This is a genomic window from Streptomyces sp. BBFR51 (assembly GCF_044591655.1).
Lineage (GTDB): Bacteria > Actinomycetota > Actinomycetes > Streptomycetales > Streptomycetaceae > Streptomyces.
Genome location: NZ_CP172448.1, coordinates 887,635 through 908,599, shown reverse-complemented (window position 1 = coordinate 908,599; position 20,965 = coordinate 887,635). Strand labels below are relative to the sequence as shown.

Below are 20,965 nucleotides of genomic sequence, written 5' to 3'. Positions count from 1 at the left end.
CCGCGTCCACCGTGCGCTACGGCGGTGTGGCCCGGGCGATCAGCAGGGCCACGTCGTCGGAGTTCTCCGGCTCGTGCAGGGTGCGCAGCAGCAGGTCGCAGACCTCCTCCAGGGGGCGGTCCGGCCCCTCCAGGAGGGCGAGTAGCGCGTCCAGCCGCTCGTCCAGCGGATGCCGGCGCGTCTCGACCAGACCGTCGGTGTAGAACACCAGCCGGTCGCCCGGCTCCAGGTCGACGGCGGTGGTGGAGAAGGCGACGCCGCCCACCCCGAGCGGCACCCCGGTGGGCAGGTCGAGCAGTTCGGGTGGCCGGCCGGCGCGCAGGCGGACCGGTGGCAGATGCCCCGCGTTGGCGATCAGGCACTGCCGCCGGTGCGGGTCGTGGACGGCGTAGAGGCAGGTGGCGATGGCCTGGTCCAGGCCCGCGGTGGTCCGCTCCAGGTGCTCGAGCAGCAGCGCAGGGTCCAGCTCCAGGGCGGCCAGGGTGTTCGTCGCGGTCCGCAGACGCCCCATGGAGGCCGCCGCCGCGATGCCACTGCCCATCACGTCGCCCACCACGAGGGCGGTCTTGCGGCCCTCCAGCTCGATCACGTCGAACCAGTCGCCGCCGACCTCGCTGGTGGCCCCGGCCGGCTGGTAGCGGGAGGCGACCTCGAGGCCGCCCGTCACCGGTGGATGGCTCGGCAGCAGGCTGCGCTGGAGCGTGAGGGCGGTGTCGCGGGCGTTCTGGTACCAGCGGGCGTTGTCGATCTGGAGCGCGGCCCGCGCGGCCAGCTCCCGGGCGAGCAACAGGTCGTCCTCGTCGAACGGCAGGGGGTTGGCGATCCGCTTCAGGTCCAGGGCGCCGAGCACCTCGCCGCGCGCGATCAGCGGTACGGCCAGGTACGAGTGCACGCCCGCCCGGCGCAGCAGCTCGGCCGCCTCCGGCGAGCGGGCGATGCGCGGCAGGTCCTCCTGCGTCACCCGCGCCATCATCACCGCCCGGCCGGTGCGCACGCACTCGGTGACCAGGCGGTCCGGCCCGTACCGGGCGACCTGGCCGGGCCGGTCGGCCGCCCGCAGCGCGTCCCGGGCGTCGTCCGCCCGCACGGCCAGCGCCCTGAACACCGCGGACTCGGCCGGGCCCAGGGTGCTGCGCCTGCCCTCCACCACGGCGTCCAGGAGATCCACGGCCGCGATGTCGGCGAGGCCCGGCACGGCCACGTCGGCCAGCTCGTAGGCGGTGCGGTCCAGTCGCAGCGTGGTGCCGATCCGCGCGGAGGCGTCCGCCACGGCGGCCAGCCGGCGCCGCGCGGCCTCGGCTGCGGCGCTCGTCCGGTGCTGCTCGGTGACGTCCGTGACCGAGACGGCCACGCCCAGCACGGCACCCAGCGCGTCCTCCAGCCGGTACAGGGAGACCGACCAGGCGTGCTCCTCGTCCGGATCGGCGGGGGTCCGCCCGGTCGCGGGCTGGTCGACGACCGGCAGCCCGGACTCCAGCACCCCGCGAGCCGCCGCCTCCAGCGGATCGGCGTGCACCTGCGGCAGCACCTCGCGGATCGTCCGGCCGAGATGATCCCCGGCGGGGACGCCGTTGAGGCGCTCCAGGGCCGGGTTGACCGAGACGTACCGCAGCTCGGTGTCCAGGACGGCCAGGCCGATCGGGGACTGCATGATCATCCTCGTGGACAGGGCCACGTCCCGCTCCAGCCGGCGCACCATCGACTGGTCGGCGGCGAGCCCCAGGGCGTAGACGTCCCCGCGGTCGTCCAGCAGGCGCATGTTGCGGAACTCCACCAGCCGGGTCCCGCCGTCCTTGTGCCGGACGGGGAAGGCACCGGCCCAGCTCCGGCCGGTCTTCATGACGTCCTCGAACAGCTTCACGACCAGGTCGAGATGGCGTTCGTCGACCATGATGCGGGCGGCGTACTGTCCCAGCGCCTCGGGAGCGGAGTACCCGAACAACTCCTCGGCCTGCGGGCTCCACAGGACGATCCGGCCCTTGGTGTCCAGCACGATCGAGGCCACGTTCAGCAGGTCGAGCAGCCCGCTGGGCCGCACCGGTCCGCGCGGCGACGCGTCGCCGTCGAACCCGGCAGCCCCGGCTGTACCCATTCCACGCCCCGCCTTCACCGTCGACGCGGCACGCCCTTTGATGCCGACTCCCTTGTTCTATCGCGTTCCACCGCGCACAGGGCCGATTCTCCGAGGCTCTGCCGTCTTCTTCCAGCATCTCCCCGCAGGGCGGCGACCGCCGCACGAAGCGCGTCCGGAGTTGGTCTGTACATGACCTCGCGGGCAGTCCAGACTGTCGGCCGAGTGCCCCACGCCCGCCCGTGCCGCCCGGCCACCCCCACGAGGAGCCCCCATGCCCCTGCGCGCCCGGCAACGTTGTCACGCAGCCCTGACCGGACTCGCCGCCCTCGCCCTCTCCCTCGGCCTCACCGGCCCGGCGGAGGCGGCCGCTCCCGCCGCCGACACCTGGACCGAGGTCGGCTCCGACCGTGCCGACCCGCTGACCGAGAGCCAGGGCCTGGCCTCCGTCGAGGTTCCGGCGGGCAGCCCCAACCGCTACACCGGGATCGGCACCATCCCGCTCGGCCTGAGCACCCGCGGCTGGAACCACGTCGGCGACCCCGACGCCTCGTACGACGGCCACTACGTCGAGCCGTACCAGCGGGACGACGGGAACACGAAGATGTTCCGCGTGCAGGCGCCGGACGGAGGCTGGGCGGAGTACGTGCACACGCTGAGCCCCGGCGAGGCGCTGAACAACTCCTGGTCCGCCATCTCGCCGGACGGTCAGTGGATGCTGGCGGGCGAGTGGGGCACCATGAGCCGCCTGCTGGTCTTCCCGACCCCCGGCGTCAATCCCGCCACCTCGCCCTCCGCGGACCTCCCGCAGGCGGCCACCGTGCACCTGGACCACGCCGTGCGCGACGTCCAGGGCTGCGACTTCCTCGACGCGACCACGCTGCTGTGCTCCTCCGACGACCCGGAGGGCGCTCTCTTCGGCATCACCAAGCCGCTGCTGAGGATCGACCTGTCCGCGGCGCCGAACGGGACCGCCGACGTGACCGGCCACGTCACCGCCCTGCGGCAGCTGCCCCTGCGCAGCGCCTGCTCGGGCGGCTTCGAGGCGGAGGGCATCGACTACGACCGCCGCAGCGGCACCCTGCGCGTGATCGTCGTCTCGCCCGGTTTCTGCGTGCTGACGGACAGCAAGACCTACCGGTTCACCCGGAACTGAACCGGCCCCTTCGCGCCGGGCCGCGGGTGGTGCTTTTCTGGTGGTACGGGCCATGACTGCGAGAGGGCATGACCACGCGAGGGCATGACTGCGAGAGGGAGCGATCACGATGGACGGTGAGCGACTGCATCCCGAGTCCGTCTCGGTGGAGCTGAGCGGGTGCAGCAAGGAGGATGCCCGGATCGTGTTCGACACCCTGTGCGCGCGCTTCTCCTCCGACCGGCACGCCGGCGACGTGACCCGGGAGTACGACGAGGTGCGCCCGACGGTGTGGCTCGGCACCTTCGACGTGGCCGACGCCCACCGGGGCGAGTGCGACCCGGCCGGGCTCGGGGCGTCCGTGGAGGCCGACGTGCAGGGCGGCTACTGGGCGATCGAGAGGTTCCGCACCACCCTGGACTCCCTGTTCACCGTGCAGGACCTGAGCATGGCCTCCGGAGACCAGGAACGGGAACTGCACGTGCGGCTCAGGAGTCGCTGACGAGGCCCGCCGGGCGCGGCAGTGTGGCGTGCGCCGCCCTCTTGTGCAACTAGTTGCAAAAAGGGGCGGCCGTCCTCTACAACAGAGGCACGTCACCGCGCACGGAGGGCCCGATGAGCCGCTACCCCCACCTGCTGAGCCCGCTCGACCTGGGCTTCACCACGCTCCCCAACCGGGTCCTGATGGGCTCCATGCACGTCGGCCTGGAAGAGGCCGAGCGCGGCTTCGAGCGCATGGCCGCCTTCTACGCCGCCCGCGCCCGTGGCGGAGTGGGCCTGATCGTCACCGGCGGCATCGCCCCCAACGACGAGGGCCGGCCGTACGAGGGCGGCGCCAAGCTCACCACCGCGGCGGAGGCGGAGCGGCACCGCGTCGTCACCGACGCCGTGCACCGCGAGGGCGGCCGGATCGCCCTGCAGATCCTGCACTTCGGCCGCTACGCCTACCACGCCGACCTGGTCGCCCCGAGCGCGCTCCAGGCCCCGATCAGCCCGCACGTGCCGCGTGAGCTGACCGACGCCGAGGTCGAGCGCACCATCGACGACTACGTGCGCACCGCCCGCCTGGCCCGCGAGGCCGGATACGACGGCGTGGAGATCATGGGCTCCGAGGGGTACCTGATCAACGAGTTCATCGTCGCGCGGACCAACCACCGCACCGACCGCTGGGGCGGCTCCTACGAGAACCGCACCCGCTTCCCCGTCGAGATCGTCCGCCGGGTGCGCGAGGCGGTCGGCGAGGACTTCATCGTCGTCTACCGCCTGTCCATGCTGGACCTGGTGCCCGGCGGCTCCACCCTCGACGAGGTGATCACCCTCGCCAAGGCCGTCGAGACCGCCGGGGCGACCATCATCAACACCGGCATCGGCTGGCACGAGGCCCGCATCCCCACCATCGCCACCTCCGTGCCCCGCGGCGCCTACACCTGGGTGACCAGGCGGCTGATGGGTGAGGTGAGCGTCCCGCTGGTCACCACCAACCGGATCAACACCCCGGAGATCGCCGAGGAGTTGCTCGCCGGGGGCGCCGCCGACATGGTGTCGATGGCCCGCCCGATGCTCGCCGACCCCGACTTCGTCGCCAAGGCCGCCGCCGGCCGGCCCGAGGCCATCAACACCTGCATCGGCTGCAACCAGGCCTGCCTGGACCACACCTTCAGCGGGCAGATCACCTCCTGCCTGGTCAACCCGCGCGCCTGCCACGAGACCGAACTGGTCCTGACCCCGACCCGGCGGCGCAAGCGCGTCGCGGTCGTCGGCGCCGGTCCGGCCGGACTCGCCTGCGCGGTCAGCGCCGCCGAACGCGGCCACGAGGTCACCCTCTTCGACGCCGCGAGCGAGATCGGCGGCCAGCTGAACGTCGCCCGCAAGGTCCCCGGCAAGCAGGAGTTCGACGAGACGCTGCGCTACTTCCGCACCCAACTGGCGGCGCACGGCGTCGACGTACGCCTGAACATCCGGGCCGGACTCGAGGACCTCGCCGGCCACGACGAGGTCGTCGTGGCCACCGGCGTCACCCCGCGCACCCCGGACATCCCCGGCGCCGACCACCCGAGCGTCGTCGGCTACCTCGACGTGCTCCGCGGCGGCGCGCCCGTCGGCGACCGGGTCGCGATCCTCGGCGCGGGCGGCATCGGCTTCGACGTCGCCGAGTACCTCACCGACGGCGGCGACAAGGCGCACGAGGACCCCGGGACGTACTTCCGCCTCTGGGGCGTCGACACCGACTACCGCGCGCCCGGCGGCCTCGCCGCGCCCGAGCGCCCCGCGCCGCCGCGCACCGTCCACCTGCTCCAGCGCAAGACGTCCAAGGTCGGCGCCGGGCTCGGGAAGACCACCGGCTGGATCCACCGCACCGAGCTGAAGCACCGCGGCGTCACCATGGTCCCCGGCGTGCGCTACGACCGGATCGACGACGCCGGACTGCACCTCACGATCGGCGACGAGTCCACCGTGCTGGAGGTCGACACGATCGTCCTGTGCACGGGCCAGGAGCCGCGCCGCGGCCTGTACGACGAGCTGGTCGCCGCCGGGCGCGCCGCGCACCTCATCGGCGGTGCCGACGTGGCCGCCGAGCTGGACGCCAAGCGTGCGATCAAGCAGGGCACCGAGCTGGCGGCGGCGCTGTAGCGGGCGGTCCGGGCGGTGCGGGGGCGTCCCTAGGATGAGCGCATGTCACTCCCGCACGCGATCCTCACCGCCCTGGTCGAAAAGCCGTCGTCGGGGCTGGAGCTGACCCGCCGGTTCGACCGGTCGATCGGCTACTTCTGGTCGGCGACGCACCAGCAGATCTATCGCGAGCTGGGAAAACTGGAAGCGGAGGGCCTGATCCGCGCACTGCCCGGCCAGCAGCCGGCCCGCGGGCAGAAGAAGTCCTACGAGGTGCTGCCGGCGGGCCGCGCCGAACTGGCCCGCTGGACCGCCGCCCCACACGACCCCAAACCCCTGCGGGACACGATGCTGCTGCGGCTGCGTGCCGCCGCCGTGGTCGGCACCGCCGGTGTCGAGGCGGATCTGCGACGCCATCTGGATTTGCACGAACGGCAGTTGGCCGAGTACGAGGAGATCCAGGAGCGGGACTTCCCGCCCGGCCGGGACAGCGCCGAGGACCGGCTGCGGCACCTGGTGCTGCGGGCCGGCATCGATCTGGAGACGTTCTGGACCCAGTGGCTCAGGCACGCGCTGGCGGAGTTCCCCGAGCTGCCCGCCGACGAACGGACCTGACCGCGGCAGCCCGTCTCATCCGGGGCCCCGCCCCGCTCAGAAGCGGTACGGCTTCGAGCGGCGGCGCAGGAACCAGGCCGCGGCGATGACGCCGGTGCCCACCAGCGCGCCGCCCGCCACCAGGGTGGCCGTGCCGTAGTCCTGGACGGCCCCGCCGAGACCGCCCATGACACCACCCGGCGACGCGGACGGGGAGGGGGTGGCGGAGCGACTGGGTGAGGCCGAGGGCGAGGGCGCCGAGGAGACGATGACCGTCTGGGTACCGGCGGTGCTGTTGTTCGAGCACATGACGATCACCGTGTACGTGCCCGGCGTGATCCCCGACCAGGCCGCGGACTGGCTTGAAGCACTGCCGGACAGCGCCACTTGACGCCCCTCGGCGAAGTCCCGCTGACTGCTGGTGAGCAGCGAGGCGGTGCCCCAGGCGCCGTTGAGCTGCGCGCAGGCCGTGGTCGTGACCGACACCGTGGTGCCGGTGGTGCTCACGGAGATCCCCGGTCCCGCGGACGCCGGTCCGGCGGCCAGGGCGACGGGCAGCGCGGCGGCCGCTGCCACGGTCAGGCCGGAGCGGAGAAGTGGCGATGAGATGCGCATGTGGACTGCCCTCCGGCGGCACGGTCGGCGGTACATCCTTGCGCCGCCGGGATCGGGAACGCCCGTGCCCCCTCTGGCAGCCAACAGGGCGGGGGCCGTGCCCGCATGCGGAGCGCGACCGCCCAGGTGACGCGCCCCGCACGCCGCACCCGGCGTCACCCTTTCGCGCCGGTCGTCACCTTCCGCTCCGCCGAGAAGCCGCCCCAGGTTCCGTCGGCGAGCCGCGCCGGCGCCGTAGACCAGCGAGGTCGCCGCACGGCCGTCCAGGTGGATCTGGTACTCGGTGACCGTGCCGTCGGTGTGCGGCGGGACCCAGTTCGAGGAAGGCGAGGACTGACCTCATGGGACCGAAGCCCTTGCTCCTTTGGGACGTGGACGGCCGCTGCACCCGTTCGGCGCGCCACCGCACCGGCGCCCGGCCGGATACAAGACGCACCGGCTGAAGCCCGACTCGTGGATCGCCCAGCACGGTGGCCTGCCCGAGCACCGGGTCAAGCCGCTCCGCGTGTGGCTCGACCCCGCCCACGGGCCCGCGCTCCAGGCCCTGCCGTTCGACCTCGTATGGGCGACCACGTGGGAGCACGACGCCAACGAGTGGATCGGCCGGCGCATCGGCCTGCCCCGGACCGAGGATCTCCAACTATGGGGCGTGGCTGGGGGTGCGACACTTCGTCCAAGTTCTGGCCGGAGCTATCAGTGAGGACTGATAGTTCCGGCCTCCCGTCACCACGACTTCCCCTCGACATTACGGCGATGAGAACCACCGCGCGCCGCCTCCTTGCACAGGATGCCGAGCCGCCCTCGCCCAAGGAACTGGAGACGCTGACGCTCCGGCTGCGCGGCTACATGATGCTCGCCATCCCCGAAGTCGAGACGGCCGCGCTCACGTGGCCCGAGGACGACGTGCCGCGCGCCTGCGCGCTCGCCTGCATCGGCGAGGCCCGCATCGGGTTGCGGCTGGAGCCCCGGGACGGAAGCCTCCCCGCCCCCATCGCCCACGCGCAGCGCCTCGCCCGGTCCGTGAACGCCCTGTGCGACCACTACCAGACCGTGGGCGGCGAGCACCGGTGACCGCCGCGCTGCACGTGTGCCGGTACTGCGACGAGTCGATTCCTGACCCCGACGACGCCGTCCTGGTCGCCCACGAGAGCGGCAACTCAGGGCCCGGCTGGAACGTCTGGGCGCACCGCGCGCACGCCGACCTGGTGGAGCCCGACCCGGCTGCCGTCCGCATCCTGGCCCGGGTCCTGCTCGTACAGGCGATGCGGTCGTGAAGGCGATCGGCGGCCTGCTCGTGTGGAGGCAGCACCACATGACCGCTGTACTCGAACCCCCGACCAACACCGCGCCGGAGGATCACCTTCCTCGAACTGGAGATCACCGGCAGGTGTCAACTGTCGTGCTCCTCGCATTGCTGCGCCGAGGCCGGCCCGACCAAGGGACACGGCAGCATGACCGGCGACGACTGGCGGCGCCTCATCGACGAGGCCACCGCGCTCGGAGTGGCGAGCGTCCAATTCATCGGCGGTTGTCGCCGCAGAGACCGTGTCCCATACAGGTCGTGTCGCTTTCCATGGCAACGAAGCACCGTATCGGGTGACGAAGGTCACTCCTGATGGCCTGTCGGTTGATGGGCTGGATGCCGAAGTGGCGGGTGCCGTCGCCCACCGGGATGACGGGGTCGGCAGGGGTGCCGGTCTCCTCGGCAAGCTCATGAACGTTCGCTGACCCGTGGCCGGGACCGCTCACCGTATGTCCGCGGCGAGACGGTATTCCGGCAGTGCGATGTCCCCGGCCTTGGCGAACTGCGCGGCGAGCAGGTTCCGCATCGGCCAGCGGGTCATCTGGCGCATGGAGATGTCCCGGAGGCGGATGCCGAGCCGGCCCGAAGGCGCGAATCCCGAGGCGCCGGCCGGCGGGAGCTGCTGGGCCTGGCTCACGTACGGGCGCATCACCTCGTCGTAGCGGCGGAAGGCGATGCGGTGGTCGCCCCCGGCGGCAGCGAGTTCACCGGCCAGCACGTAGGCGCCGACCAGAGCCAGGCTGGTCCCCAGGCCGGTCAGCGGGGTCGCGCAGTATCCGGCGTCGCCCAGCAGCGCCACACGGCCGCGCGACCAGCGGTCGAGGCGGACCTGGCCCATGGAGTCGAAGAAGAAGTCCGGGGCGGTGCGCATGGCCCGCAGCAGGCGTGGGGTCTCCCAGCCGACCCTTGCGAAGTGCTGGGCCACGAGTTCCTGCTGGGCGGCGGTGTCGCGGCGGTCGTAGGCGATCGGTGCCGAGCGGAAGCTGAGGCCGGCCTTGATCTCGCCGGGGAGACGGCCGGGCCGCGCGGAGGCGACCAGTCCGCCGGGCGCGTTGTGCATCAGGTACCAGCCGTCGAGTTCCAGGTCGTCGGTGGCGGTGAACCAGGCCGTGTAGAGGCCGAGCGGGTGGACGAACTCCCGCTCCGGGCCGAAGGCCAGCGCGCGTACCACGGAGTGCGGTCCGTCCGCGCCGACGACCAGCCCGAACCGGCGCGGCGCCGCCTTCTCGAAGGTGACGGTGACCGCGTCAGTGTCCTGATCGATGCCGGTGATGGTGTCGTCGAACAGGTACTCCGTGTCCGGCAGGGTGGCCTCGTACAGCAGGTGAGCGAGATCGCCGCGGAGGATCTCGATCTCGGAGACGATCCCCTCGCCGCCGAAGCTGTCGGCGGGCACCCGCGCCGTGGTCCGGCCGGAGGCGTCGACGAGTGCGAGGCCGCGTTGGTCCACGCTCTCCGCCCTGGCCCGGTCCATCAGACCCATCCGCTCGATCACGGTGCGGCCGGCGCCGCGCAGATCCACGGTCTGCCCGCCCGGCCGGGGCTCCGGCGTGCGTTCCACGACCGTGACCCTGAAGCCTCCCTTGCGTAGCCAGTACGCCAGCGCGGGCCCGGCGATGCCAGCCCCGCAGATGAGTATCTCGTTGTTCGGCATGACCTGAACGTACGCCGTACGCAAGATAGTGCGCAAGCATGAAATCCCTTTTCAGGGCGAGATGTCGAGTAGCACTGTACTAGTGCTGAGAAGCAGGGAAGGTGCTCGCGCACGGGGATCGCCCGGCGTCGACGGCTAGGATGACACTCATCGAGGTGCACTAGTGCAAGGGGTGTCGATGGGCGGACAGGCGATACCGCGCTACAGCCAGATCGTCGGTGAACTGCGGCGGCGGATCGAGACGGGTGAACTGGCGCCGGGCGATCGCGTGCCCTCGACCCGCGAGATCACCCGGCAGTGGGGCGTCGCGATGGCGACCGCGACCAAGGTGCTCACCGAGCTGCGCCACGAGGGGATGGTCCGCGCCGTCCCCGGCGTCGGGACAGTTGTGGCGTCCCCGAGCCGCCCGGTGCGGGCCGCCCGCCCTGCGGCCGTCGCACGCCCGGGCGGGCCGTCTGATGCGTCTGATACGTCATCGGTCCAGACGGCGCTCACGCTCGGACGGATCGTCCGTGCCGCCGTCACGGTCGCCGACACGGAGGGGCTGGCCGCGGTCTCGATGCGTCGGGTGGCCGCCGAGCTCGGGGTGGCGACCATGTCGCTGTACCGGCACGTCGCAGACAAGGACGATCTGCTGACGCGGATGATGGACACGGTCATCGCGGAGTACCCGTTGCCCGCCGACCCGCCGGACGGCTGGCGCGCGGCGATCGAGCTGGCGGCTCGGCAGCTGTGGGACCTGTTCCGGCGCCACCCGTGGTTCGCACCGGCCCTGTCGGTGACCCGCCCTCAGATGATCACCTCGGCGCTGCCGTACAGCGAGTGGATGCTTGCCACCCTGCACGCCCGCGGTCTCGACCTGCAGTCCGCCTTCACCGCGCACCTCATGCTGCTCAATTACGCCCGTGGCGTCGCAGTCCACCTGGAGTCGGAGCGGGAGGCCGAGGCGCACAGCGGCCTGGACAGCGAGGAGTGGATGGACACTCAGGAGCCCGCGCTCCTGGCGATTCTGGCCACCGGCCGGTTCCCCGCGCTCTCACACCTCGCCGCGGCCGGTTACGACTTCGACCTCGACGCCCTCTTCGAGTTCGGCCTCCAGCGCCTCCTCGACGGCCTTGCCGCACTCCTCAACGAGAGCTCCGCCGACTGAACGGAGAACTCAAGGCCCCCGACCACCGACACCAAAAGGAACGGCCTCACATCGGACTCGACCTCGGGACCGTGACGTCACAGTCCCGGCCCAGGGCTCTCGTCTCGGCCTCGCCACCTGCGGAGATACTCCAGCCAGGGGGCCGCGTACGGCCTCACCTGCATGATCCGGAGGGGGCCGTGCCGGGGCGGGCAGCAGGCAGACGCCGCACATTGCAACCTGGGCCTTCAACCGCTCGATCCGGGATGCCCTGCGGTCCGTGACGATGGCGGGCGTCAGTCCAGCGTTCCAGGTCCGTCTGGGTGCAGGTTCCCAGCGTGAGCCCCTCGCCGGTGAGCCAGTCGAGGAAGCTGTTCGCGGCAGTGACGTGGCAGCGCACGTTCTCGACACAACCGGAGGGCACGCGTTCACATGTCAGCACCAGCCCGGGTGCTTTTCGTGACGGGATGTCATATGTGCGCGTGGGCTCCTGAGCGTCCACCCCGCCGGAGGTCCGCAAGCTTCCGGCGGGCCGGGCTTGTGAAGGCCTTCTGAACTCGCCCGGCCCGAGCCGGACGTACGTCAGGGGCCCGCGCCCAACGTCACCTTCCGCTCCGCCGAGAAGCCGCCCCAGGTTCCGTCGGCGAGCCGCGCCCGGATCCGCACCCGGTGCGTGACACCGGCCTCGCGTCCCGCGTAGAAGCTGTACTCGGCGCGGTCGCGCGGCGCGTCGGCGCCGTAGACCAGCGAGGTCGCCGCACGGCCGTCCAGGTGGATCTGGTACTCGGTGACCGTGCCGTCGATGCGCGGCGGGACCCACGTGAGGTCGAGGTAGTACGCGCCGTCGGCCAGGTGGGAGGCGGCACGCAGGCCGGTGGGCGCGGTGGCACGACCGTCGTCGGAGCCCGGGGTGGTGAGCCGGACGGCGGCGCCGGCAGGGGAGAGGTTGTCGGCCGCGTCCCGGGCCCGGACCGTGAAGGAGTAGCGGGTGCCCGCCCGCAGCCCCGTGACCACGGCCGCCCTCTGATTGCCGCCGACACTGTGGACCTTCGTACCGCCCTGGTAGACGTCGTACGACACCACCCCGCGGTCGTCCTTCGCGGCGGACCAGGTGAGCTGGACCGCCCGGCTGCCCGCCGCCCGGCCGCGGACGTCACCCGGGCTCGTCGGCGCGGAGCCGTCGTTCACCGCGGCGGGAGTGGTCGCCCGCACCTCCCGGCTGCGCGGCCCGAGCCGCCCCTCCGCGTCACGCGCCCGCACGGTGAAGGCGTACGCCGTCGAGGGGCGCAGCCGGGTGACGTCCACCATGCGCTCGGACGCCGGCACCTCCTTGACCACCGTGCCGCCGCGATACACCTCGTACGTCCCGACACCGTCCACCGCGTTCCACATCACGTGCACGGTCGTCGCGCTGCCCGCCGCCGCGGTGACGCCGGTGGGCACCCCGGGCAGCCCGCCCTCCGCACCGTCCCCGCCCGCGCCCCAGCCGCAGGACGTGAGCAGGACGAGCGCACCGCAGAGCAGGGCACACCGGTACCGACGCGGGACGGCGGGAGCGGGAACGTCGCGCACGGCTCTGCCTCCAGTACGGCGCCGACTTCGACGGTAATGGTCCGGACCAATATGACGCCGATGACGCGGCCACATCAAGAGGGCCGCAGGTGACGGTCACCCGGAAGGGTTACGTATGCTGAGTCACCTCACGGCCGAAGGCCCCGGGTCTTCCCGGGAGTTCGGGCCGGTGGCGCGGACCGCTGTCGTCGCTGATCCCGCGCCGGCGAGGGCGGCCGGGTGGGCTGGAGCCGGATCAGGACCGGCCCGCCCGCCCCCAGTCGCGCGCACCCGACGCACGGCGTGGGCACGCGGTGTGCGGCGTCATGTGCACCGTCTGGCCCTGCGAAAGGTGGTCACGCGAGCGTTTCGGGGACAGATGGGGCCGAGTGTCCGCCCATGTCCCCCAGGAGAGGCCACATCGTGCGTGTCCAGTCGCTGACACTGGTCGCGGCCAGCGCCGCCCTGCTCGCCCCCACGACGTTCCCCGCCGCTCCACCCACGCCCCTCCCCGGCCTCCCGGCGCCGGTTCTGACCGGCGACCAGGACCGGGACCGGGATCCGGACCAGGGCCGGGACCGGTCCGGGCCTCCGCGCGCGGACAGGGCCGGAGTCCGGTTCGGCCCCGTTCCGCGCTCCGCGCCCGGGCCGGTACGCCCCTCGCGGGTCCGGCCGAAGCGGAGCGCGGGTGAGGGACCCGTCCGCGCCGCCGAACTGCTGGCCAAGGTGCGGGACTGCGAACCCGTGTCGCGCGGGCGCTACCGCGGCGACGCCGGCACTCCGGCGGACATCCCGGTCTGCGGCACACGGGACGCCGTGTACTGGAAGGCCGACCTGGACATCGACTGCGACGGCCGCCCCGGTGACCGGTGCAACAGCCGCACCGACCCGCAGTTCAGCCCCGCCACCGCGTACACCGGGTCCGACGGCCGCCCGCTGGACGCCGAACGCCTGCCCTACGTCGTCGTGCCCGAGCCCAGCGACACCTGGGACCACCGCGAGGACGACGTCCGCGGCGGATCGCTCGCGGCCGTCGTCCACGGGGACCGGGTGCGGTACGCGGTCGTCGGCGACGTCGGCCCCCGCGACCTCATCGGCGAGGCCTCCTACGCCGCCGCGCGGTCCCTCGGCATCCCGGCCGATCCGCAGGGCGGCGGCGTAGCCTCCGGCGTGACGTACATCGTCTTCAAGCACAGCGAGGTCGACCCCATCGACGACACGGCCGCCGCCGAGAAGGCGGGGGAGCGGCTGGCACGGGAGTTCGTGGACGGGGACTGATGCGGCCGGCGGCGCGGCCCCGAGGGCGGTGCGCAGGACCGCGCCGTCGGGCTCACCGGACCGACGGCGGCCGGACCCCCGGGCGGGTCCGGCCGCCGTCCGGTCAGACCTTCCGGTAGGAGTACGCCTCCGCGGCCGCCGCCTCCACGGCCGCGAGGTCGGCGCCGGTCGAGGCCGTGACGACGGCCGCCACCGCGCCCTCGACGAAGGGCGCGTCCACCAGACGGGTGTTGTCCGGGAGTTCGTCGCCCTCGGCGAGCAGCGCCTTGACGGTGAGCACCGCACTGCCGAGGTCGGTGAGGACGGCGACGCCCGCACCCCGGTCCACGGACGCGGCGGCGGCCGCCACCAGTTCGGAGCTGGTGCCGAACTCGCCGGACGCGGTACCGCCCGCCGGGGCGATCGGCACTGCCCCGGCACCGCCCGACAGGGCCTTCGCCAGCTCCGCCACCGACGCGGCGACCTCGGCGCTGTGCGACACCAGCACGATGCCCACCAGCTTCTCGTCACTCACCGGCCGTCTCCTTCAGCGCCTCGAAGAGCAGCGCGGCCGAGGTCGCCCCCGGGTCCTGGTGCCCGATGCTGCGCTCGCCGAGATAGCTCGCCCTGCCCTTGCGGGCCTGCAACGGCGTGGTGGCCTCGGCTCCCTCCTCGGCCGCCGTACGGGCCGCGGCGAACGAGTCTCCCAGCGCGTCCACGGCGGGCATCAGGGCGTCCACCATGGTCTTGTCACCCGGCGCGGCGCCGCCGAGCGTCCGCACGGCGTCCACTCCCGTCCGCAACGCCTCGGCCAGCTGCTCCGCGCTCACCTCGGCGGAGTCCCCGAGCGCCTTGCCGGTACGGCGCAGCAGCGTCCCGTACAGCGGCCCCGAGGCACCGCCGACCGTGGAGATGAGCTGCCGCCCGGCGAGGATCAGGACGGCGCCGGGGGTGTCTGCCGTCTCCTTCTCCAGCGTGGCCGCCACGGCGGTGAACCCGCGCTGGAGGTTGCTGCCGTGGTCGGCGTCGCCGATGGGTGAGTCGAGGGCGGTGAGCCGTTCCGCCTCTCGGTCCACCAGCGCGGCGGTCGCCGTCATCCAACGGCGGAAGAAGTCGGCGTCGAGCACAGGATCTCCTTGCCTGGTAGGTACGTCGCGATCCCTTCCCCGCCCACCGTCACATGCCCCACCTCAGACCCGGGGTACTGACCGGCGCCTCCCACAGTCCGAGCAGTTCCTCGTCGATCTCGCACAGCGTGACCGAGGCGCCGGCCATGTCCAGGGAGGTGACGTAGTTGCCGACGAGGGTGTGGGCGACGGCGACACCGCGCTCGCCGAGCACCCGCTGCACCTCGGCGTTGAAGCCGTACAGCTCAAGCAGCGGCGTCGCGCCCATGCCGTTGACCAGGACCAGGACGGGGTTGCGCGGGCCGAGGTCGGTCAGGACCGCGTCCACGGCGGCCTCGGCGATCTCGCCCGAGGTCATCATCGGGCGCCGCTCCCGGCCGGGCTCACCGTGGATGCCGATGCCCAGTTCCAGTTCACCGGCGGGGAGGTCGAAGGTGGGGCTGCCCTTGGCCGGCGTGGTGACGGCGCTGAGCGCCACGCCGAAACTGCGGGAGCTGTCGTTGACCCGGCGGGCGATCGCCTCCACCTGCTCCAACGGCCGGCCCTCCCGCGCCGCGGCCCCGGCGATCTTCTCCACGAACAGTGTCGCCCCCGTGCCCCGCCGGCCGGCCGTGTAGAGGCTGTCCGTCACCGCCACATCGTCGTTGACCAGTACCTTCGCGACCCGGATGCCCTCGTCCTCGGCCAGTTCTGCGGCCATGTCGAAGTTGAGCACGTCACCGGTGTAGTTCTTGACGACGAACAGCACCCCGGCCCCGCTGTCCACGGCCGCCGCCGCCCGCACCATCTGGTCCGGCACCGGCGAGGTGAACACCTCACCCGGACAGGCGGCCGACAGCATCCCGGGACCCACGAACCCGCCGTGCAGCGGCTCGTGCCCGGAACCACCCCCCGACACCAGGGCGACCTGCCCGGCCACGGGAGCGTCCCGCCGCACGATCACCCTGTTCTCGACGTCCACGGTCAACTCCGGATGGGCGGCCGCCATACCGCGCAGCGCGTCCGCGACCACGGTCTCGGGGACGTTGATGAGCATCTTCACGGGTATCTCCTAGGCAGATTGTCAGCTAGCTCTTTGACCTGTGTCTTAGCTGGTCAGAGTGGTCGTGGGTAGTTTTTGGATCTTGGCGGTGCGTGGCGGCCACAAGCGGGTTCCGGCGGTACTGATGCCGAGTTGATGCTGACTCAGTATCGGCCTTGCGACTGCCAAGGTCACGTGAGGCGACGTCCGTAGAGGCCGGGAAACACTGACCTGGCAGATACGACCGCAAGCACAGGCGTGGCATCGGCGTAGTCATCGCGGATGCACTTGCAGGCCGCCGCCTTCGACCGCGACGCATACAAGCAGTGAGACACGGTCGAGCGTCGGCATCAACAAGCTGTAGCAATGGCGTGGCCTTGCCGCCGACTCCGACAAGGCTCTTCACCTCGCCGGACTCCATACTCCAAACATTTTGGTCCGGTTCGCACAGCGATCGCCATGTACACCCCGTGTGATGCAGACTTGTTGGGGTCCTGATGGGATGCGCAAGCGGCGGATCCTGCCGGTGATCTCCCCCAGGGGGCCCGACCATCAAGGGTTTGGGCAAGCTCCGCTACGTCGTGGAGCAGGCGGCCGGACACGCGGCTGGGCCTGTTGGAGTGGTCCGGTGCGCGGGCGGCCCGGGCGGCGTTTGAGGGTGGCGGGGTGGAGTTCCCTGTCGACGTCGCCCTGGCCGAGCTGGTGCCGCAGCTGCCGACCGGGTCGCGCTGGTGGTACGAGGTTGCAGCTCCGATCCGCTCTGGAACACTGCGCCTTGCTGGAGTAGGCATCAGCACCGTGCGGGAGTACGACCGCATCGTCCTTCCGCTGGTCGGGTGAAGAACCGCTGCGTCTGACCGATCGCGTATGCCTCTCCCCTGACACAGCCGTTCCGCCGTCCGCGATGTCGGCCTGGCTCCGTTACTGGTCACCTGGGTCGGCGACGGGTGTGAGGGAGAAGACGCGGACGTGGCGGTGGCTGTGTCTGACGTAGTCGTCGAAGACGGGCATGACTTTGAGGATGCGGTATCGGGCCTCGTCCTGCTGGCGGGGGGTGAGCAGGTGGGCGTGGACGGGGATGGACGTGCCCTTCCAGTCGATCACGGCATGGGGGTCGCGCAGGAGGTGGCAGGACCAGGCCGGGTGGTGGCGCCGGCCGAAGTTCGTCGCCATGACCAGGAAGCTGCCCGAGGTGTCCTGGTCGGCGATCAGGGGGGTGAGGTGGGGTGTGCCGTCGTGGCGGGTCGTCCGCAGGACGGCGGTGGGAGACAGCATGCGGCTGGGCATCCACCGGTTCTTGGTGAGGCGGTGGGTCAACAGGTCCAGCGGTGGGAGCAGGCGGGGCCCCCAGCGCCGCAGGATCCGGCTGTTGCCCACCCCCGTCAGGAGGCTTCGGTGAAGACGCGCTGCGGCTTGGGCGGCCGGGCTGCGGTGCTGGGTCACAGGTTCTCTCCACGGTCACGGGTCGGCTTGCGGCCGTCGGTGGGGAAGGGGTGGCCGGTCAAGTGTTGCGACAGTTGCCACAGGCGTTCGGCGGCGCGTGGATCGGTGGCGCGTCGCGCTGCGCGGGCGGGAACGGGTGACCCGGAGCACTCCCACCGGCCACCGGGGCCGAGAAGGTCCCCGCCGCCGACGTGCGGGTCGGTGGCGGCTCGCAGCAGTGACAGCGCTCCCTGTTCGGGAGAGTGCCGGCGCGCTTGCACCCATTCCAGAGCGCGTGCCTCCAGGTGGCGTGCGTCTGCGCGCAGGCCGCGGGCGCCCAGGGTGGTGTTGACCAGGCCGGGGTGGGCGGCGATGGATCGCAGCGGCAGGTCGCGGGTGTCGGCGAAAGTGTGGAGGCCGTGGGTGAACAGCAGGTTCGCCAGCTTCGAGTCGAAGTACGCCGTCCATCGGTGGTAGCGGCGTGGCGTCGCCGCCTGGTCGGGGCGGAAGCGGCCGAGCCAGTGGAGCACCGAGGTCACGTTCACCACCCGTGGCTGGGGCGCGTTGAGCAGCGCCGGCAGCAGATGTCCGGTGAGGGCGAAGTGGCCGAGATGGTTGATGGCGAAGTGGGCTTCGTGGCCGTCCGCGCTGCGGGTGGGTGGCAGGGCGGCGACCCCGGCGTTGTTGACCAGGATGTCCACCCGCCCGCCGGCCAGGCCGAGGATGTCCGAGGCAGCTCGGCGCACCTGCGCCAGACGGGCCAAGTCGCACGGGACGTTGTCCATGCGGTTGCCCCACGCTCGCTGCCGCGAGATCGTCGCCGCCGTGTGCCCTTCCTCCTCTGCGGTGGTGCAGAGCGTGATGACGTGAGCCCCGTGGCGGGCCAGATGTTCGGCGGCCGCCAGTCCGATGCCCCGGCCGGCGCCGGTGACCACGGCGGTCCGCCCGGACAGGTCGGGAACCTCGGACAGCGACCACCCGCCCCGTGGGCGGGCCCAGCGCCGCCACGGCGGAGGAAGCACAGAAGGACCGAGTCCGGACGGGGCATCAGCCCCGGGCCGGGTCTGCTGATCGTCAGTCATGCCAGATGCAACGACGGTCGCCACCGGAAGTGGTGCCGCGGGTCCGGGCGGGCGGGAGACGCCGGCGATGGATTGGATCGCGGCAGCCGGCTGTGTGTGGAACGGACCGGCTCACAGCCGCAGGTACACGGTGGCCGTGCACACCGCGGTCCCCAGACCGGCTCCCAGCAGAACCTGTGCAGGTGTGTGGACGCGCAGGTGCAGGCGGGACCAGGCGATCGCTGCGACGAGCAGATACAGCACGGACCCCCGCACGTCCACCAGGAGCGTTACGAGAGTGATGCTGGCGGCGGCCGAGCTGGTGTGCAGGGAGATGTTGCTGGCCCAGGTGCAAGCCAGCACCAGAGCGGTCAGGAGCAGGGCGGTAAGGCCGAATGCCAGCAGAGTCGGGGGTGCGCCCAGGCGTCCGCAGACCAGCCACACGGCAGCCGCAGCGATGACACTCACCCCCAGCAGCACCAGCCGTGGCCCGCGCTGAGAGGGCACGGGACTCGGCCACCACCCCAGGCGGGCGCCCGCGACAGCGAGAGCGGCACACAGCAGTGCCCAGCTTCCGCTTCCCCCCAGCCCCCACAGCAGCCCGTAGTGACTCGGCCGGATGAGGTGCCAGCCGACCGCGGCGGCGGCGACCACCGGCAGCAGTGGCGGAGTGAAGCACGTGCTCAGCAGCCGCGCCCACCACGTCCGGTCGTATTCCACAGTGATCATCAGCACGACCGGAGAACGAGCGATTCGCAGCGAAGTTGCACAGCCGGGCATACCCCCGCGCGGCCTCCCGCCGTTGGGCCGTACACACGTTGGCCTTCTGGGAGGAGAAACGGCATGGGACCAGCCACCCGCCTGCACATCGACGCCGTACACAAGGCGTACGGCCGGCGCTCCGTGCTCCGCGGCACCGACTTCACCGTGGCGGCAGGCATGCTCGCCGGAGTGGTGGGAGAGAACGGGTCCGGGAAGAGCACACTGCTCCGCATCGCCGTCGGCATGCTGGCGCCCGACCGCGGAACGGTCCGACGCTCCGGCACGCTCGGCTACTGCCCGCAGAAGTCGGTCATCAACGACACGCTGACCGTCGCCCAGCATCTGCGGCTGTTCCAGGTCGCCCACCGGCTACCGGACCTTCACTACGCCTGGGAACTGGTGGACCTGCTCGGCTTCCACGCCGAACGACGCACCCGAGCGGGAGAACTCAGCGGCGGGACCCGCCAGAAACTCAACCTGGCCCTGGCGCTCATGCACGACCCGCCGCTGCTGGTACTCGACGAGCCCTACCAGGGCTTCGACTGGGACACCCACCAGCGCTTCTGGCACCTGGCAGGAAGGCTCCGCAGCCGGGGCCAGGCCGTGGTCGTGGTCTCGCACCTCCTGCACGACCTCCAGCATTTCGACACCGTCCACCACCTGCGCGAGGGTCGACTGCATGCGGGGGCCGTGACGCGATGAAGCACCACTGGACCGCATTCACCGTCGCTCTCGGCTTCACCCTGACGGGCCACCTGCGCAACCGCCTGGCCATGGGCATGACCGCATTCTTCATCCCCACCTGGATCTACGTGGTCCGCGCGACCGCCCTGGACAAGAGCATCACCTTCCACACCAGCGCACTCGGCACCGAGGTGACCGCCTCGATGAACCGCACGATCCAGATCTCCAGCGCGCTGCACGCAGTCACCGTCATCGCCGGCTTCATGACGTTCATGGCCACCTTCAGCGCCCGGGACATGGACCAGCGTCTGGTCCTCGCCGGCTACCCCCGCGCCCACCTGCTCGCCGCCAAGCTCGTCGCCCTGCTCCTGATCACCGCGGCACTGACCTGCTACTCCACCGGCCTGCTGCTCCTGTCCTGGCCGCTGACCCAGCCGTGGGCGGTCGCCGCCGCCCTGGCAGCGGCGATCCTGGCGTACGGCGGGCTGGGCCTTGTGGCCGGCTTCCTGCTGCGGGGCGAACTGGAAGGCTTCTTCGTCGTGGTCATGACCACGCTGATCGACGTCGGCATGCAAAGCCCCGTCTCCAACCCTGCGGGAGACCAGGCCGGGTTGAACGCCCTGCCGCTGTACGGCCCCGCCCAAGCAGCTCTTGCCTCCGCGTTCACCCCCACCCCTTCTCTGGCCTGTTCAGCGCGTGCCCTCACCTGGTTCACCGCCACCAGCACCCTGGCCGCGCTCGTCTTCCATCTGCGCACCAGGCGCCATCACCGCCCCATGCCGTGCGTTGAACTGGCCAGTACCCCAACGCGATACGAGTGCCGGGAGGGAGATCGCCCCGCTGTCTCATGAGGCACAGCAAAGTCTGGTGAAGGACGGTCACCGGACGGTGTTGTGGCGGCCGGCTGAGACGGTTCGACTTCAGGCGCGGTCGGGTCGGGTCGGAGGAACTGTACGAGACCGTGCGCGG

General features: G+C 71.8%; 21 protein-coding genes and 1 pseudogene. 11 read left to right on the top strand and 11 right to left on the bottom strand.

The genetic code is table 11. The features are described from left to right. Positions 1 to 16 precede the first annotated feature (16 nt). The gene (locus ACGH7X_RS04190; protein ID WP_399881730.1) at positions 17 to 2,092 is read right to left on the bottom strand and encodes a SpoIIE family protein phosphatase; all 2,076 of its coding nucleotides are present in this window, start codon (positions 2,090 to 2,092) and stop codon (positions 17 to 19) included. A gap of 253 nt (positions 2,093 to 2,345) precedes the next feature. Between ACGH7X_RS04190 and ACGH7X_RS04185 the strand changes: the two genes are divergently transcribed. The 4 genes from ACGH7X_RS04185 (at position 2,346) to ACGH7X_RS04170 (ending at position 6,431) form a co-directional block, all read left to right on the top strand. Beyond that, positions 2,346 to 3,227: a hypothetical protein gene (locus ACGH7X_RS04185; protein ID WP_399881728.1), complete on the top strand. Its 882-nt coding sequence runs from the start codon at positions 2,346 to 2,348 to the stop codon at positions 3,225 to 3,227. 109 nt (positions 3,228 to 3,336) lie between these two features. Then, the gene (locus tag ACGH7X_RS04180) at positions 3,337 to 3,708 is read left to right on the top strand and encodes a hypothetical protein (RefSeq protein ID WP_399881726.1); all 372 of its coding nucleotides are present in this window, start codon (positions 3,337 to 3,339) and stop codon (positions 3,706 to 3,708) included. A 113-nt stretch (positions 3,709 to 3,821) separates the two neighbouring features. Then, positions 3,822 to 5,837, top strand: coding sequence for an FAD-dependent oxidoreductase (locus ACGH7X_RS04175; protein ID WP_399881724.1), 2,016 nt, complete (start codon positions 3,822 to 3,824; stop codon positions 5,835 to 5,837). 42 nt (positions 5,838 to 5,879) lie between these two features. Next, complete coding sequence (locus tag ACGH7X_RS04170) at positions 5,880 to 6,431, top strand: PadR family transcriptional regulator (protein WP_399881722.1); 552 nt, start codon at positions 5,880 to 5,882, stop codon at positions 6,429 to 6,431. 36 nt (positions 6,432 to 6,467) lie between these two features. Here the strand turns inward: ACGH7X_RS04170 and ACGH7X_RS04165 are convergent, their stop codons facing one another. Then, the gene (locus ACGH7X_RS04165) at positions 6,468 to 7,025 is read right to left on the bottom strand and encodes a hypothetical protein (RefSeq protein WP_399881720.1); all 558 of its coding nucleotides are present in this window, start codon (positions 7,023 to 7,025) and stop codon (positions 6,468 to 6,470) included. Between the two features lie 155 nt (positions 7,026 to 7,180). After that, positions 7,181 to 7,343, bottom strand: a pseudogene (locus ACGH7X_RS04160) (hydrolase); the annotation flags it as partial. Positions 7,344 to 7,778: 435 nt separating this feature from the next. On the opposite strand from ACGH7X_RS04160, the gene ACGH7X_RS04155 reads away from it, so the two are divergent. Both ACGH7X_RS04155 and ACGH7X_RS04150 read left to right on the top strand, forming a co-directional pair. Continuing rightward, positions 7,779 to 8,096 carry a DUF6415 family natural product biosynthesis protein gene (locus tag ACGH7X_RS04155; protein WP_399881719.1) on the top strand — a complete coding sequence of 106 codons (318 nt, stop codon included), beginning with the start codon at positions 7,779 to 7,781 and terminating at the stop codon, positions 8,094 to 8,096. Continuing rightward, a complete protein-coding gene (locus tag ACGH7X_RS04150) occupies positions 8,093 to 8,299 on the top strand; it encodes a hypothetical protein (RefSeq protein WP_399881717.1) in 207 nt (68 codons plus the stop codon). The genes ACGH7X_RS04155 and ACGH7X_RS04150 overlap by 4 nt, the downstream gene beginning before the upstream one ends. Positions 8,300 to 8,770: 471 nt before the next feature. On the opposite strand, the gene ACGH7X_RS04145 is transcribed toward ACGH7X_RS04150, so the two are convergent. Next, the gene (locus ACGH7X_RS04145) at positions 8,771 to 9,982 is read right to left on the bottom strand and encodes an FAD-dependent monooxygenase (protein ID WP_399881715.1); all 1,212 of its coding nucleotides are present in this window, start codon (positions 9,980 to 9,982) and stop codon (positions 8,771 to 8,773) included. A 178-nt stretch (positions 9,983 to 10,160) separates the two neighbouring features. On the opposite strand from ACGH7X_RS04145, the gene ACGH7X_RS04140 reads away from it, so the two are divergent. Beyond that, positions 10,161 to 11,132, top strand: coding sequence for a TetR/AcrR family transcriptional regulator C-terminal domain-containing protein (locus ACGH7X_RS04140; RefSeq protein WP_399881713.1), 972 nt, complete (start codon positions 10,161 to 10,163; stop codon positions 11,130 to 11,132). A 561-nt stretch (positions 11,133 to 11,693) separates the two neighbouring features. Here the strand turns inward: ACGH7X_RS04140 and ACGH7X_RS04135 are convergent. Beyond that, positions 11,694 to 12,683, bottom strand: coding sequence for a fibronectin type III domain-containing protein (locus tag ACGH7X_RS04135; RefSeq protein ID WP_399881711.1), 990 nt, complete (start codon positions 12,681 to 12,683; stop codon positions 11,694 to 11,696). 378 nt (positions 12,684 to 13,061) lie between these two features. Between ACGH7X_RS04135 and ACGH7X_RS04130 the strand changes: the two genes are divergently transcribed. After that, complete coding sequence (locus ACGH7X_RS04130) at positions 13,062 to 13,940, top strand: glycoside hydrolase family 75 protein (RefSeq protein ID WP_399881709.1); 879 nt, start codon at positions 13,062 to 13,064, stop codon at positions 13,938 to 13,940. Positions 13,941 to 14,043: 103 nt separating this feature from the next. On the opposite strand, the gene ACGH7X_RS04125 is transcribed toward ACGH7X_RS04130, so the two are convergent. Genes ACGH7X_RS04125 through dhaK form a run of 3 tightly spaced genes read right to left on the bottom strand, consistent with a single transcriptional unit; the run spans position 14,044 to position 16,088 of the window. Then, positions 14,044 to 14,454 (bottom strand): PTS-dependent dihydroxyacetone kinase phosphotransferase subunit DhaM, encoded by a 411-nt coding sequence (locus ACGH7X_RS04125; protein WP_399881707.1) that lies wholly within the window; start codon positions 14,452 to 14,454, stop codon positions 14,044 to 14,046. Beyond that, positions 14,447 to 15,046, bottom strand: a complete 600-nt coding sequence (gene dhaL / locus ACGH7X_RS04120) for a dihydroxyacetone kinase subunit DhaL (protein WP_399881705.1) — start codon at positions 15,044 to 15,046, stop codon at positions 14,447 to 14,449. The genes ACGH7X_RS04125 and dhaL overlap by 8 nt, the downstream gene beginning before the upstream one ends. Before the next feature lie 49 nt (positions 15,047 to 15,095). Then, entirely contained in the window at positions 15,096 to 16,088 is a 993-nt protein-coding gene (gene dhaK / locus ACGH7X_RS04115) for a dihydroxyacetone kinase subunit DhaK (protein WP_399881703.1), read from the bottom strand. Between the two features lie 645 nt (positions 16,089 to 16,733). Between dhaK and ACGH7X_RS04110 the strand changes: the two genes are divergently transcribed. Continuing rightward, the gene (locus ACGH7X_RS04110; protein WP_399881701.1) at positions 16,734 to 16,907 is read left to right on the top strand and encodes a hypothetical protein; all 174 of its coding nucleotides are present in this window, start codon (positions 16,734 to 16,736) and stop codon (positions 16,905 to 16,907) included. A gap of 81 nt (positions 16,908 to 16,988) precedes the next feature. Here ACGH7X_RS04110 and ACGH7X_RS04105 read toward each other — a convergent pair whose 3' ends face one another. The 3 genes from ACGH7X_RS04105 to ACGH7X_RS04095 form a co-directional block, all read right to left on the bottom strand. Then, a complete protein-coding gene (locus ACGH7X_RS04105) occupies positions 16,989 to 17,444 on the bottom strand; it encodes a nitroreductase/quinone reductase family protein (protein WP_399881699.1) in 456 nt (151 codons plus the stop codon). Positions 17,445 to 17,506: 62 nt separating this feature from the next. Further along, positions 17,507 to 18,571: an SDR family NAD(P)-dependent oxidoreductase gene (locus tag ACGH7X_RS04100; protein WP_399881697.1), complete on the bottom strand. Its 1,065-nt coding sequence runs from the start codon at positions 18,569 to 18,571 to the stop codon at positions 17,507 to 17,509. 111 nt (positions 18,572 to 18,682) lie between these two features. Next, the gene (locus ACGH7X_RS04095; protein WP_399881695.1) at positions 18,683 to 19,279 is read right to left on the bottom strand and encodes a phosphatase PAP2 family protein; all 597 of its coding nucleotides are present in this window, start codon (positions 19,277 to 19,279) and stop codon (positions 18,683 to 18,685) included. 114 nt (positions 19,280 to 19,393) lie between these two features. Here ACGH7X_RS04095 and ACGH7X_RS04090 point away from each other — a divergent pair, with 114 nt between their 5' ends. Both ACGH7X_RS04090 and ACGH7X_RS04085 read left to right on the top strand, forming a co-directional pair. Then, positions 19,394 to 20,014, top strand: coding sequence for an ATP-binding cassette domain-containing protein (locus ACGH7X_RS04090; RefSeq protein WP_399881693.1), 621 nt, complete (start codon positions 19,394 to 19,396; stop codon positions 20,012 to 20,014). Further along, entirely contained in the window at positions 20,011 to 20,847 is an 837-nt protein-coding gene (locus tag ACGH7X_RS04085; RefSeq protein ID WP_399881691.1) for a hypothetical protein, read from the top strand. The genes ACGH7X_RS04090 and ACGH7X_RS04085 overlap by 4 nt, the downstream gene beginning before the upstream one ends. Positions 20,848 to 20,965 lie beyond the last annotated feature (118 nt).

Bases quoted from the DNA above. Each gene is read 5' to 3' on its own strand.
- ACGH7X_RS04190 (WP_399881730.1), bottom strand. From the start codon at position 2,092: ATGGGTACAGCCGGGGCTGCCGGGTTCGACGGCGACGCGTCGCCGCGC.
- ACGH7X_RS04085 (WP_399881691.1), top strand. From the start codon at position 20,011: ATGAAGCACCACTGGACCGCATTCACCGTCGCTCTCGGCTTCACCCTG.
- ACGH7X_RS04145 (WP_399881715.1), bottom strand. From the start codon at position 9,982: ATGCCGAACAACGAGATACTCATCTGCGGGGCTGGCATCGCCGGGCCC.
- ACGH7X_RS04170 (WP_399881722.1), top strand. From the start codon at position 5,880: ATGTCACTCCCGCACGCGATCCTCACCGCCCTGGTCGAAAAGCCGTCG.
- ACGH7X_RS04175 (WP_399881724.1), top strand. From the start codon at position 3,822: ATGAGCCGCTACCCCCACCTGCTGAGCCCGCTCGACCTGGGCTTCACC.
- ACGH7X_RS04165 (WP_399881720.1), bottom strand. From the start codon at position 7,025: ATGCGCATCTCATCGCCACTTCTCCGCTCCGGCCTGACCGTGGCAGCG.
- ACGH7X_RS04140 (WP_399881713.1), top strand. From the start codon at position 10,161: ATGGGCGGACAGGCGATACCGCGCTACAGCCAGATCGTCGGTGAACTG.
- ACGH7X_RS04180 (WP_399881726.1), top strand. From the start codon at position 3,337: ATGGACGGTGAGCGACTGCATCCCGAGTCCGTCTCGGTGGAGCTGAGC.
- ACGH7X_RS04095 (WP_399881695.1), bottom strand. From the start codon at position 19,279: ATGATCACTGTGGAATACGACCGGACGTGGTGGGCGCGGCTGCTGAGC.
- ACGH7X_RS04155 (WP_399881719.1), top strand. From the start codon at position 7,779: ATGAGAACCACCGCGCGCCGCCTCCTTGCACAGGATGCCGAGCCGCCC.
- ACGH7X_RS04185 (WP_399881728.1), top strand. From the start codon at position 2,346: ATGCCCCTGCGCGCCCGGCAACGTTGTCACGCAGCCCTGACCGGACTC.
- ACGH7X_RS04130 (WP_399881709.1), top strand. From the start codon at position 13,062: ATGTCCCCCAGGAGAGGCCACATCGTGCGTGTCCAGTCGCTGACACTG.
- ACGH7X_RS04090 (WP_399881693.1), top strand. From the start codon at position 19,394: ATGGGACCAGCCACCCGCCTGCACATCGACGCCGTACACAAGGCGTAC.
- ACGH7X_RS04100 (WP_399881697.1), bottom strand. From the start codon at position 18,571: ATGACTGACGATCAGCAGACCCGGCCCGGGGCTGATGCCCCGTCCGGA.